General features: G+C 44.7%; 16 protein-coding genes. 5 read left to right on the plus strand and 11 right to left on the minus strand.

Features of this window, described 5'->3' with window-relative positions:
* Nucleotides 1-3 precede the first annotated feature (3 nt).
* The 7 genes from AB4405_RS06510 to AB4405_RS06540 form a co-directional block, all read right to left on the minus strand.
* Entirely contained in the window at nt 4-1,125 is a 1,122-nt protein-coding gene (locus AB4405_RS06510; RefSeq protein ID WP_372060129.1) for a DUF2586 domain-containing protein, read from the minus strand.
* Between the two features lie 24 nt (nt 1,126-1,149).
* A complete protein-coding gene (locus AB4405_RS06515; RefSeq protein ID WP_372060130.1) occupies nt 1,150-1,818 on the minus strand; it encodes a hypothetical protein in 669 nt (222 codons plus the stop codon).
* Complete coding sequence (locus tag AB4405_RS06520; RefSeq protein WP_372060131.1) at nt 1,808-2,293, minus strand: phage tail protein; 486 nt, start codon at nt 2,291-2,293, stop codon at nt 1,808-1,810. The genes AB4405_RS06515 and AB4405_RS06520 overlap by 11 nt, the downstream gene beginning before the upstream one ends.
* A complete protein-coding gene (locus tag AB4405_RS06525) occupies nt 2,290-2,709 on the minus strand; it encodes a head completion/stabilization protein (RefSeq protein WP_372060132.1) in 420 nt (139 codons plus the stop codon). The genes AB4405_RS06520 and AB4405_RS06525 overlap by 4 nt, the downstream gene beginning before the upstream one ends.
* A gap of 131 nt (nt 2,710-2,840) precedes the next feature.
* Entirely contained in the window at nt 2,841-3,557 is a 717-nt protein-coding gene (gpM, locus tag AB4405_RS06530; RefSeq protein WP_372060133.1) for a phage terminase small subunit, read from the minus strand.
* Between the two features lie 11 nt (nt 3,558-3,568).
* Entirely contained in the window at nt 3,569-4,570 is a 1,002-nt protein-coding gene (locus AB4405_RS06535; RefSeq protein WP_372060134.1) for a phage major capsid protein, P2 family, read from the minus strand.
* The gene (locus tag AB4405_RS06540) at nt 4,571-5,437 is read right to left on the minus strand and encodes a GPO family capsid scaffolding protein (protein ID WP_372060135.1); all 867 of its coding nucleotides are present in this window, start codon (nt 5,435-5,437) and stop codon (nt 4,571-4,573) included.
* Nucleotides 5,438-5,603: 166 nt separating this feature from the next.
* Between AB4405_RS06540 and AB4405_RS06545 the strand changes: the two genes are divergently transcribed.
* Both AB4405_RS06545 and AB4405_RS06550 read left to right on the plus strand, forming a co-directional pair.
* Nucleotides 5,604-7,385 (plus strand): terminase large subunit domain-containing protein, encoded by a 1,782-nt coding sequence (locus AB4405_RS06545; protein ID WP_372060136.1) that lies wholly within the window; start codon nt 5,604-5,606, stop codon nt 7,383-7,385.
* Nucleotides 7,382-8,407, plus strand: a complete 1,026-nt coding sequence (locus tag AB4405_RS06550; protein WP_372060137.1) for a phage portal protein — start codon at nt 7,382-7,384, stop codon at nt 8,405-8,407. The genes AB4405_RS06545 and AB4405_RS06550 overlap by 4 nt, the downstream gene beginning before the upstream one ends.
* Nucleotides 8,408-8,460: 53 nt before the next feature.
* Here the strand turns inward: AB4405_RS06550 and AB4405_RS06555 are convergent, their stop codons facing one another.
* Together AB4405_RS06555 and AB4405_RS06560 are read right to left on the minus strand one after the other, a co-directional pair.
* Nucleotides 8,461-8,808 (minus strand): CopG family antitoxin, encoded by a 348-nt coding sequence (locus AB4405_RS06555; RefSeq protein WP_372060138.1) that lies wholly within the window; start codon nt 8,806-8,808, stop codon nt 8,461-8,463.
* Nucleotides 8,809-8,889: 81 nt separating this feature from the next.
* Nucleotides 8,890-9,177 (minus strand): hypothetical protein, encoded by a 288-nt coding sequence (locus tag AB4405_RS06560; protein ID WP_372060139.1) that lies wholly within the window; start codon nt 9,175-9,177, stop codon nt 8,890-8,892.
* A 184-nt stretch (nt 9,178-9,361) separates the two neighbouring features.
* On the opposite strand from AB4405_RS06560, the gene AB4405_RS06565 reads away from it, so the two are divergent.
* A complete protein-coding gene (locus AB4405_RS06565) occupies nt 9,362-9,823 on the plus strand; it encodes an ogr/Delta-like zinc finger family protein (RefSeq protein WP_372060140.1) in 462 nt (153 codons plus the stop codon).
* Here the strand turns inward: AB4405_RS06565 and AB4405_RS06570 are convergent, their stop codons facing one another.
* Entirely contained in the window at nt 9,824-10,153 is a 330-nt protein-coding gene (locus AB4405_RS06570; RefSeq protein WP_372060141.1) for a hypothetical protein, read from the minus strand. It lies immediately after the preceding gene.
* A gap of 298 nt (nt 10,154-10,451) precedes the next feature.
* On the minus strand, nt 10,452-11,114 hold the full coding sequence (locus tag AB4405_RS06575; protein ID WP_372060142.1) for a Bro-N domain-containing protein: 663 nt from the start codon (nt 11,112-11,114) through the stop codon (nt 10,452-10,454).
* Between the two features lie 483 nt (nt 11,115-11,597).
* On the opposite strand from AB4405_RS06575, the gene AB4405_RS06580 reads away from it, so the two are divergent.
* Both AB4405_RS06580 and AB4405_RS06585 read left to right on the plus strand, forming a co-directional pair.
* Nucleotides 11,598-11,756 (plus strand): hypothetical protein, encoded by a 159-nt coding sequence (locus tag AB4405_RS06580; RefSeq protein ID WP_372060143.1) that lies wholly within the window; start codon nt 11,598-11,600, stop codon nt 11,754-11,756.
* Nucleotides 11,740-12,261, plus strand: a complete 522-nt coding sequence (locus tag AB4405_RS06585; protein ID WP_372060144.1) for a hypothetical protein — start codon at nt 11,740-11,742, stop codon at nt 12,259-12,261. Before AB4405_RS06580 ends, AB4405_RS06585 begins: the two co-directional genes overlap by 17 nt.
* Nucleotides 12,262-12,275: the final 14 nt, after the last annotated feature.

The raw sequence follows: 12,275 nt of genomic DNA on the forward strand, positions 1-12,275 counted from the left end.
TGGTTATGCCTCCACATCGGCAGGGTTAGAGAGATCAAGCCCAATGTTGACCACAATGTGTTTCGGGCAGTTATGAGGGCGAACCATTAAGCCAATGTTGACTTTGGTTTTAGTCATCCACTGAATCGACACGTCTTCATCGCGTGGGGGCATGATTTCACCAGGGAACGGAATACCGCCAATCTCAGTGGTCTTAGACATGTCACGCATGTCTTTACTGAAGTAAGTGCGGTTGAGTTCAATACTTGGTGGTGTCGAATTAAGGATTCGGTCAGCAATACGACGAATCGCTTTAATACGAACACGGCGGTTAAGCTTGTGAACCGGGCGAACGTATTCAAGGTATTGGTAGTCGCCACCTTTGGCTTCTAGCGTGCAACCATCCGTCCAGTACACCCCTTCCATATCCGCATACCATTGCGGTAATGAGTAACGGGCATCAGCTAATGCTGAAATAGTGCTCATCTCCAATGGCTTACCCGTGCTATCAATCGGCATTGCACCCAAGCCAAGCAAACTGCCTGTTGCGACTCGCATTGGGCTATCGGCCACGGTGACCGCACGGTCACATAAACGGCCACCCAAAACACCCATGTTATTGCCGTTAAGCATTGGTACTGGCGTCACCATGTTTGCGGCCACATCTTTCACTAGGGCTAGCATGGCGGTTTCATAATCCGACCAGGTTTGATCATCGGCATCAATGCCAGGACACGCAGCCAAGAAGAACACCCAACGGCCAAGTTTGCTCGTGAGCTCTGTTGCTTTGTCTTGCATGGCCGTGAACTGCGCTTTGTCTGTCACCACATCAACAATGCAAACGCCTTCAAACGAGTCAGTACGGTTGGCAATGTCTACGGCTTCTTGCCAAGTATCATCCACGGCCAAACCGAAGATGGCACCCGTCCAGTTTTTTTTGCCATTAAGCTGCGCAGCTTTGATGTTTGCGCCTAACACATCATCTGCCACCACTTCATCAAGGTTGGTCATGTTGTTTACGCGCGTGACCTTGCCTTGCAGTTCCGCTTTATCGGTGCGCCCGATATAGAGCAAGTGGCGTTCTATTTCTGGTATCCCGCCTTGCCCTAAATTGAGGTTGTTTACCTCTACCTTTCCGGTTGCCATTGGTAATATTCCTTACTCAAAGGGTTATTTTTTCACGCGAGCTTTCTCGATATTTTTAATGAGGCGCTCTCTTACTTTTTGAGGTTTTGTCCCCATCATTTGGCGTTGTGGTGTATGTACCTTCCACTTCTGCTTACCTTTTTCTTTACCTGTTCTCATCATTCGTATGATCAGGCCCGCTTGCCCCAAGGTAAGTCGCTTCTCTAGGTTTCGAACACTGGGCTTATTGAAGCCTTTGCCACCTTTACGGCGGATTCGATAACCAAGCCTACGTAGTGCTATTGCTTGCTTTTTGGTGCAGGGTGATCCGTAATCTGGTTCACCTCTTCTCTTTGTTTGTTCCTTTATATGCTCATGAGCCGAAATGCTTTCGGTTAATCCGGCTTGGTGTACTGCTGCTTTTTGCGCTTTCTTTTTTCGGTTCCATGTCAAATCAAGCATCGTGGCATCGTGAAAAACGTAAGGTTCCATTCCATTGGCGAAGGAAGTAAGCACTGCACCTTCACCTTTTTTACGCTTTTCAAATTTTCGGCCGTCGACATCTTTTTGCCTACGAATACGACTTCGCGTCATTCTTTTTTCCCAACGTCCCAAATCTTTAAGAAGCCAGAACCTTTTACGCTTGGTAAGTGCTAACGCTTCCAATGCTTGCTTCGCACTAATGGCGCCTTTGCCTACTAGTTCAATTTGCATTGGTCAGCTCGTATTCTTCAGCGGTATCAATTGGGACAGCCTGCACTCGGTACCTCGTTCCTCGCCAGGTAATCAAACCTTGCTGATCTGGTATCATCTCAATAGGTTCCATCATCTCGATTTCGATAAGGACATCAGCCGCTTCATGGCTAATCACATCGACACTAATCTCTGGATCATCCAATTCATGGATATCACGCTCGGTATCACAGTCAGATAGCCAGCAAGCAACCAAAGCAAACAAGTTACGCGGGTCTAGTTGTCGATGAGGAAACTCTTCTATTGAAACCACCGCTTCATATCGCCAATACGCTGCAATGTGGCCACCGTTACCACGGTCTTCACCATCAACCACGATGGCTGCTCTTTCCTGCCAAGCTTCTATTTTGTTATCGAGTACATTGCTATTGAGATGACCAACAATGTATTCCGTTAGATGCTCAAGCTTGGTTTTGTTATAAACCGTGTCACTCATATCGAACCAATCCCATTGGCACTACGGCCAAGTAGCAAACGCACATCCTGATTACTTTGGGTGATAAAACGAGCCTCTTGCTCTGGTTCATCCGTTGCTACGCTTTCACCTTCCTTTCGACGGTCCTGCGTGGCGAACTCTGGTAAAAGATCAGCATGGGCCAAACCATAAACTGCGCGCTTATATACGGCTGTTTTTACTGCGCTTAGCACTGGCGGGTTGCCATCAACCAACAGGCTTTCAAGTCGCTGCTGAATATTCAAAGCGGCAATACTCACGGCTGCAGCCATAGAATCGTTATCAAAGGTATGGGGAATACGGCGCAATTGGCGGAATTCATCGGTTGATAAATCCGGCCAACCTTCACCTGGTAAGGCGGCATTTACTGCGCTGTTCACTTTCCCACCAAAGCTCATTTCGATTCCTTGCTTTCCAATTACGAAATAGGTGCGCCTCTAGCCACTGGGTCAACGAGTCACAATGAGCGTTTGCTATTGCACTCTTGCCAGCCGAGGCGCGGTGGCGTAGGAGTCTTTTCTATTACGGACTAAAGATTCGTACCGTCTCTAATGGCACGAATACGTTGTTCGATTTTCTTTATCTGCGTACCCACACCCACTTTGCAGTGCTTATTGTGTGCGTGTTGAAGTAGGCCCAGAGCCTTTTCCAACGTTTCCAAATTACCAACTGCTGTGGCTTGCGGTTGGCCGTCTTCATTTCGAATCAGATATAAACCCGCGAACTTGAACCACTTAGCTTCCACTTTTTCATGCAGGCGCCACTCTTTCTCAACCTTCTCAAATACTTTGGAGAAATAAGGTTCAATTGAATTGCCACGTTCTGATTCGCTTTCAGCCCACGCTAGAACTTCATCAGCACAGAATGTCGGCCAATTACGACGGAAGTTTTCTGGTGTTGGCAGGTCACGTTCTATGGCCGTCATGCACCAATCAATCGCGGTATCCAACTCTTTAATGTCGAATAGCCAGATCACCAAATTGGTAAAGATTGGGTTTTCAAATTGCTCACCACTTTCCAAATAGGCTTGAACGTACGGTTTGTATTTCGGTACCAACACATTGCGTTTATGCTCAACACGATCAGCAATCGCATTGAAAGTGCGTAAATGCTTGCGGTCTTCTTCGAAGTCAATCAGCTTGATGTGCAAGCTATTGGTGTCTGCACCAGAAACAACCTCCGGTGCAAACTGGCTAGCCTGTTTTTCAAGTAATTGCTTCCGCTGTTTTGCTAATGGGCTAACCATTTTTCACTCCATTAAGCCGCTGGCTCTATAACAGTTACTGATTCAATTGCAGCGAATTTAGATAGTCGGCCAACTGCATAACCTTCCATACGAATATGGTTACTCTCAAATCGCATACGATCAGTGTTGTTCTCTTGCTTACGCCACTGCGTACCCGACTGAGTAAGGATTTGTAGATTCTTCAAACTAGTTACCCAAACTGCATCCGCAGGGAAGAACGGTGGGGTGTATGCTTTTTTGCCAGCAATAGTCTTCGCCAGGGATTGAGCCGCTTTATGCTCAGTCGGTGTGTCTGCTGATTCCAGTAGTCGGTGCTGCTCTGCTGCGACCAAATTCGAACCGATCACCACGACTAGGTCATCATCTTGGCGAGATTGCTCGGCGATGGTTGTGTTGATTAGATCTTGGACTAGCGAGTCCAAGTTTTTGTAGGCATCTGCCGTTGCACCTGTTGAGTCAAGCTTTGCTGCCGCAAGAACTTGTGCGGGTGCTTTCTCTTTAACAAGCGTAAGCCAGCCCTTGTTAACGTCCTGTCCAAGTGGATTAGCAGCGGGGTCGGTGGTGTTTGCAACACTTGTACCGTTAAAGCCAATACGAAGCATGTCTAGTGCAAAGCGTTTAGTGATGGCACCTTTCATTAGGTTCATCCACTGCCCTTTACTGCCAGAATTAATCCACTGGGTCATAAGTTCCCAAGGGATATGCGCTCCAGAATCCGTTTTTACTAACTGGTAGGTATTACCATCTTGCCCGACTTCCACACTGAAGCGACCAGCCGCACGGCCAGTAGATAGACCGTCGTCACCCACATCAACAACTTGACCTTGGATTTGGTCAACAAGCCCGGTGTGGATCATGCCGAGAAAAGCATGAGAATGTTTTAGTGCTTCACGAAGTTTGGTTTCCATTACTGGTGTAATAGAAAACATCTTCTCGTCTGCTTCGGCACTCGCAGCTTTAAGAGTACCGCTGATAAATTCTGCTAAGTAGGTTTTAAAATGTGCCTTGCTCATTTAGAAGAACTCCATAGTGGTGTTTGCGCCCTCGCCTTCCGGCTCTTGACCCGGCACTTCTTGTGAAAGGTCGTTGAATTTCTTTTCTAAGCCAGCCACTTTCTCAACGAGTGGATTAAGTTTTTCTTCCAGCGCTGCAGAAAACTGCTCTACTGTTGTGCCTTCTGGTTTAACTTCCGGCTTTGTTTCTGGCTCAGATTCTTGCTTATTAAACTCTTGCTTGAGTTCGTTGGTAAGTTCAGTTTTTAGCTCACCTTTAAAAGCACTAAATTGCTTTTGTAGTGCGGCTTGTAGTTGCTCTTCGGTCACGTCGCTATCCTCTGGTTGCGATGAATTCTCTGGCCTATCTTCGCCAGAGGAAAAGAATTGATGGCACATCGAGAAAAATCGCTCACTGCGGGTAAAACATTCATCAAGATTGATTTCTTCAAGGTGACTACATTCAAGGCGAGTGGTTTCGCCCTCTTTACGGGAGAATTGAAGTAGCGAAGTACCGGTGGATGCTGGGGAGTCAGTCGCAGCTAGGCCCATTAAGTAACAACGCCCTTCGCCTTTGTAATCAGGATTTGGCTCAATAGAAGTGAATAATTTTTGCTTTTTACGGTTGGCTTCAAGCATGTAGTCATTAGGCTCTAGCTTGGCAAAAAGACGCATTTTCCCGTCTTTTTCTTCCGCTTTAAGTTCAACAACCTTGCCCCAGTTTTCACCAAACCCATAAAATCTACGGTGCTCTGGCCAAATCAATGCAGGATATTCGTCAAGTGAATAGCACTCCGCCATTTGGGTTAACCATTCACGGGTGATTTTTCGCCCATCTACGGTTGGCCCTTCTGTCGCTACGATTTTCCAGTCACTCGTCTTAGGCATTTACGTACTCAAATTCGTTATTCACATTTTCATTTGAGCCAACAATACGCCTTTGACTTAGTGCTTTCAGCCACTTCAATTCCGAGAAATTCGGATTTTATCCGTATCCGAATTCATCCGAATTTTGGTTAGTCATTTGCGCATTTTCAGCGCGTATGATGCGGCTATGGCATATTCAGATGAAATAAAAGAGGCCGCGAAAAAGCTTTATTTACGCGGAGTACCTCCAAAAGAAATAGCGGCGCAACTTAACTTAAATAGTGACCGCATCATTTATACCTGGGCGGAGAAATTCGGCTGGGCTTTGTTGTTAAACGAACTGTCCGTAGAGGAAATGATTAACCGCCGATTGGCCGTGTTAATTGATAAAGACGAGAAAAGCGATCAGCAGCTTAAAGAGATGGATAAACTCATAGACCATCACGTCAAACTGCTAAAAGCGAATGCCGATGCAAAAGCCAAAGCAGAACGAATGCTTTCGCAAGGCAGCTCAAAGACAAACAGCTCCGAATCATCTAATAAAAACCGCAATGGTAATGGCGGAAGTAAGAAGAAAGGAAAAGGCAGAAATAACATTGAACACCTTGGCGAAGGTGACTTTGTAGACTGGCATGAATCATTGTTCGAATACCAACACACCATGCGTAACAACATAAAGCAGCGTATTCGAAACATCCTTAAGTCACGTCAAATCGGGGCAACATATTACTTCAGTGGTGAAGCACTAGAAGACGCTATCCTAACGGGCGATAACCAAATATTCCTTTCTGCCTCTCGCGCTCAAGCAGAGGTTTTCCGCAGCTACATTATTGCCATTGGCAAAGAGTTTTTAGATATCGAGTTAACCGGCAACCCGATCATTCTTTCAAACGGTGCCGAACTTCGCTTTTTATCAACCAACAGCAAAACCGCCCAGAGTTACCACGGCCATGTTTATGTGGATGAATATTTCTGGATACCCAAGTTCGACGAGCTGAACAAACTCGCTTCCGCAATGGCGACGCATAAGAAGTGGCGTAAAACCTACTTTTCTACACCGTCGTCAAAAATGCACCAGGCTTACCCATTCTGGACAGGTGACCAATGGCGCAAAGGCAAAGAGTCTCGCGAGAAAATTGAATTCCCAACGTTTGAAGAATTTCGCGACGGTGGCCGACTCTGTGACGATAAACAGTGGCGTTATGTAGTCACCATTGAAGATGCCGCCAACGGTGGCTGTGACCTATTCGACATTGACGAACTGCGTGAAGAATACAGTCAAGACGACTTCAACAACCTGTTCATGTGCATATTTGTTGATGGGTCACTTTCTGTCTTCAAGTTCTCAGACCTTGAAAAAAGCATGGTGGATGCCGACCACTGGCAGGACTTCAAACCAAACAATAAGCAGCCCTTCGCCCACCGTGAGGTTTGGTTGGGTTATGACCCAAGCCGAACTCGAGACAATGCGTGCTTAGTGGTCATCGCGCCACCTGCCGTTGCAGGGGAGAAATTCCGCGTTCTAGAAAAGCACTACTGGAAAGGGCTCAACTTTCAGTATCACGTTTCTGAAATCGACAAAGTATTTCAACGTTACAAAGTCACTTACATTGGCGTAGACACCACTGGCATTGGTGGCGGTGTTTGGGACTTAATTTCTAAAAAACATCCACGTGAAGCGCACGCCATTCACTACAGCAACGAAAACAAAAACCGTCTCGTTATGAAGATGATCGACATTGTAGAAGCCAAGCGGCTTCAATTCGATGCTGAACACAAAGACATTGCCATGGCATTTATGGCAATTAAACGAGTTCCAACCGCCAGCGGCAATGCAATGACATTCAAAGCAGAGCGTAGCCAAACCACCGGTCACGCCGATGCATTCTGGGCCATCTCTCACGCCATTATTAATGAGCCGTTAGACCATTCATCACCAACTAAATCAACTTGGGCGACTGCAGCATGACCGAGCAAACCGAAACGTTAATCAAACAAGAAGAACAAGCACCTGAATCTGTCTATCACATCGACTCTGCATCAGAAGCCATTGATAGCAATAGTTGGATGACGTCCTACTCAGATTTGTTTTACAACGATTCAGAGAATTACTGGGAACCGCCCATTTCGCCAACGGGATTGGCCGATGTTGCCAGAGCCAACTCTTATCATGGTTCTTTGCTAATCGCTCGAGCCAACTACGTAGCAGGACGATTCCAGCAAGGTGGTGCGATTCGCCGTCGACACGTTCAAGCATTTTGTCGTGACTACTTCACTTTTGGTCATGCTGGATTTTTAAAAATCCGAGATGGTTTCAAGCGCGTGGTACGTTTGCACCCGTTGCCAGGCATGTACCTGCGTAAACGTAAAAATGGCAACTTCATCATTCTAGAACGCGACAACCAACAGCGAGAATACCGCAAAGACGATGTGATATTTTTGCCACAGTATGATCCGCAACAGCAGATTTATGGTTTACCCGACTACTTAGGCAGTATCCAAAGCAGCTTATTAAACAAAGATGCCACACTGTTTCGCCGCCGTTATTACAAGAACGGCGCTCACATGGGCTTTATCTTTTACGCAACAGACCCGAGCTTAAGCGAAGCGGACGAAGAGATGATGAAGGAGACCATTGCCAGCTCCAAGGGCGTGGGCAATTTCCGCAGCATGTTTGTGAACATCCCGAACGGTAAAGAGAAAGGTATTCAATTAATTCCGGTGGGCGATATTGCCACTAAAGATGAATTCGAACGAATTAAGAACATTACCGCGCAAGACATCCTAGTAGGCCACCGTTTTCCAGTAGGCAAAGCAGGCATTATCCCGCAAGGAACAACCAGTTTAGGTGACCCGAACAAGATTGGCAGCGAGTACGCCAAAGATGAAATCATTCCAGTATGTGAGCTGATAATGGATGAAGTGAACAGTGACCCAGAGATCCCTAGGTCACTGAAGTTGGAGTTTGAAACATCTAGAGAATCCACATAGTTTCCAGAAAAAAACACTCCCTATAGGAGTGTTTTTACATCGAACAATCTGAATTAGCCGCATGCTTTCATTAGCTCAGGATTCCCTTCTGCGGCTTCTAGCTCCTTTTGAGCTTCCTCTGCGGCCATCTCGCGCAAAATCATTTTCATTTCTGCATCAGCAAAGCGTTTTAGAACTTGCTTAATGAGAGGCTGATAACCTATACCTCTAATCTGAGCAATGTTTTTTAAGTCATCAAGCAAACCTTTTTGCAAACGAATTGAAATCATCTGCAATTCCAAACTATCATCAACTAGTGATGGTTCGATGGTTACTTTTTCTACAAACGCTTCGTCACGGCCTAACTGACCGTTTTCCCATGCTTCAATGGTGCTATCGATCTTTTTAGGTTTAGTGTTCATGTGTTAGTTCTCCATAGCTACCTCTCTCTGGGTAGCATTATCCACAATCAGTGGTTTTTAGGTGGTGTCTTCTTATATTTATTATGCGAACTTATTATAAATCCGAATTTCATCGGGATTGGCTGGGTAAGCTGTACGGATGACAAATCTTGCGTCATCACTGTAGAAGATAAATGCAATTTTCAGCTTTCTTCCGTAATCAGTCTCAGCTACAAACCAAAGAGTCGGCGGATCACTCTGGTGTTCTTCCCTTTGGTCTTTTAAAAATTCTTTTTCACGGTTAGCAAAACAATCTCTAATCTCACTCTCAGTTACATCATGCTTTGTTGCTAACTTTCGTGCCACACTTGGGGAAATGACTAGCTTCATCCGTCTTTCCTAGCCTTATGATAATTATTGAACCTTATTGCTGTACACACCCAGTATATACAGTGTGTATATACACAATCAAGGAAAACGGGGAAAAATACTCGTAAATCTAAACAATCAAATGCTGTACATAATAACAGCTCAGCACTAATATATAGTTGTCAGTCAAAAGCTTAGGTCAGATATGCGAGTTTATTGCAAATGCGGTGAACGCGCGATTGTTAGCAGAAGCAAAGCAGCGGATGCGAATTGCGCGGAGTTATCTTGTTCATGTTCAAACCCAGATTGCGGTCACACCTTTGTGAGTGCGCTAGGGTATAAACATTCTTTAAGGCCTTCAAAGCTTCACCTGGGGATTGGTGCAGCCAGCAAGCCTCTATTTGGTAAAGTATTTGGTACCCGTGTTTTTTGTGGTTGCGGAGAACGGGCGGTAATCAACAAAACCAACCGCCTATCCAATGACTGCGCAGACCTTTATTGCGAATGTAAAAACCCTGAATGTGAACATCAATTTGTGATGTCGTTATACTTCAGCCACACATTAAGCCCATCATCAAAAACAACACAGCAACTGGCTAATTCATTGGTAAAGGCTCTGCCCCCAGAAAAGAGGCAGGAGCTTAGTCTTCAGCTATCGATGTTCTAATTACAACCTAAACTCAGGGCTTTCTACCTCATCGGCCATTTCAATTATCGATTGAATGGCTTTTGTTTTTTCAGCATCAATTAAGTGAGGGTACTTCGCCACTAATCCTCTCATCAACAACACTCCCGCTTCAGCACGCCCTTCCGCAGGCATACTCACTGAAACACCGTCAATGATCACATCAAGCGCCAATTGAAATAGCTTTTTTTCTTCTTTCATATCAATACCCTTACCAACGACCCCACAAATATACTGTATATTAATACAGTATACTATAGCTGTTTTTTGACTCACTTCACTCATCTTCTTTTTCCTTGGGTTATTTTCCATACACAAGCACTGTAACCAATTCGATTTAGAAACCAGTGATCGCCACTAGACGTATTTTGTTTGCAGAACCAAATATGTTATGGCGCAACTGTGCTTAATAAAAAAACTGAATGAAGGGAGGATTGGGAAGGAGGGTGTATTAATAGTTGCGAAATGCAGATCAGCTGTCAATAGGCGAAAAAAAACGACGGCTGTGGATAACCGTCGTTTCAACCCACCTTAATTATGTTGTGGATAACTGTGAAATGTTTTCATTAAATTACATTGACTTGCATTTGATTTTGCTACAAAAGACACACTAGAATGGACTTCTAGCCCCGTACTTGGCTAACACTTTAGCGATGTACTCCCACAACTCATTTAGGTCTCTATATTCCAAATAGAAGTTACTGTCCACGAACTGCGAACCGCTTGATGAGAAATTCGGTTGCGCTTGCCCTTTCCCACCGATACCCAATTCAAAGGTGGCTGAGAATTTGTCGCCTCTTGGCCTTACATTGAATTTTATATGATACGTCCAATGGGTTTCAGATTGGCAACGGCGATATAAAGCAGGAGTCCAACCAGAGTCGTAGAAGTTTGGGTAAGTGCGATTAAGAAGTTGAGGCACAGAATTTGGAGGAAGAATAGCAACTGGGTGTAAAGATTCTTTTTCGAGCACATCAAGCACCCATTTTCTAAATTGTTTCGCCACTTTTGTTCGACTGAACATGGCGACAAGATGCGCACCTCTGAGTGAGAAGATACGAACCGTTTTCTGATAATTCCCTGAGACACTCAATTTGAGGGTCTCAGTCATATCACCTGAAAATTCGCCAGAGTTCCTATCATATATTTGAGTTACTGCATCAGATTTAGAGTACCCAAGTGCATGTGCCAGCTCTGTAGCGGTAAGCCAAAGCTTTTGGTGATATTCAATTACATCGAAGTGGGTGTTTTGGAAAGTAAGTGCTGTGGTCATGATGACCTCCTACGTTGATTCGTTGAATCACCACTCAGAGGTACTAATCAATGGGTGGTGAACTGAACAAGGTTAGTACTACCGCAACGTAGGAAACGGCCAGCCAAAGCTGCCTTGCCCAGCCCACCATAATTTAGATAGTACGATTCTTACACGAAACGTCTATGTACAGATGCGCTAAAGCCACACATAAAAAAACCAGCAGTAAGCTGGCGTCTATGCGCCTACGTTGTCATTTCAGGGTACTAATCCCGGCACTAGATTTTGCCAGTGCCCTAGTAGGTTAGCTGATGTGTTCTATAATAGTCAATGAGGTATATACGATATTGAGGTGCATTGGTGTGTATTGGGGCAGCGATTGCACGTAATAGTATTGACGTGAAAGCCGAAATAAACGAGAATTGGTTCATAAGTAGGCAATTCTCATTGTTCTACGTAAACAAGTAAGAACTGCGTTTACCATTACCGTCAGGTATTATTAATATGAAACATCAAAAATCTAGACAAGAATTGCGCCAGAAAAGCCAACTAACAGCACAAGAAGTGCGTGAGGCATTTGTAACATTATCTGTTGCAAGAGAACGTCGTGACTATAAAAAGTTTGATACGCCAGTAAGGGAAAGAGTTGTCTATACCGTCTAAGGTTAACGTTAAAGTATCCTACACATCTGAATATCACCCTTTATCTTTTGGTCAAAATAAAGCCATCAATGCGCTTAAAGATTATAAGCAAATTAGCTTGTCAGAAGAACCCACTTTGAACTTTGTAGCTCCTCCAGAAGGTATTCAATCTATGAAGGAACCAGTACACCCAGCATTGGGTCGAGACAAGGTTTTTGAGTTCCCTGAGCACCTTATTAATGGCATCCATAAAGAAAACCTTTCCCACATTCACTATTCGGATGGCACTTGGCCACGTAACGCCATGCAGTGGGATTGCACAAGTAACTTAGCACTCGTATATTCAGGCATTAAACTTTCGAAATATGATTACCATTTTGTTGTTCATGATTTTTTGATAAACGAAGCTCAAGAACAAAACTTTGATGCTCATCACTGTTACAAACAAGATATGCAGTACTACATAGATAATGCAGAATACTATCGACAAATTATTGAAGATAAATTCAAAGCCAATAGCAACTAAAGTGTGCAAAGGCT

It is taken from the genome of Vibrio sp. 10N.261.51.F12 (assembly GCF_041471725.1).
In the GTDB taxonomy this organism is placed as follows: domain Bacteria; phylum Pseudomonadota; class Gammaproteobacteria; order Enterobacterales; family Vibrionaceae; genus Vibrio.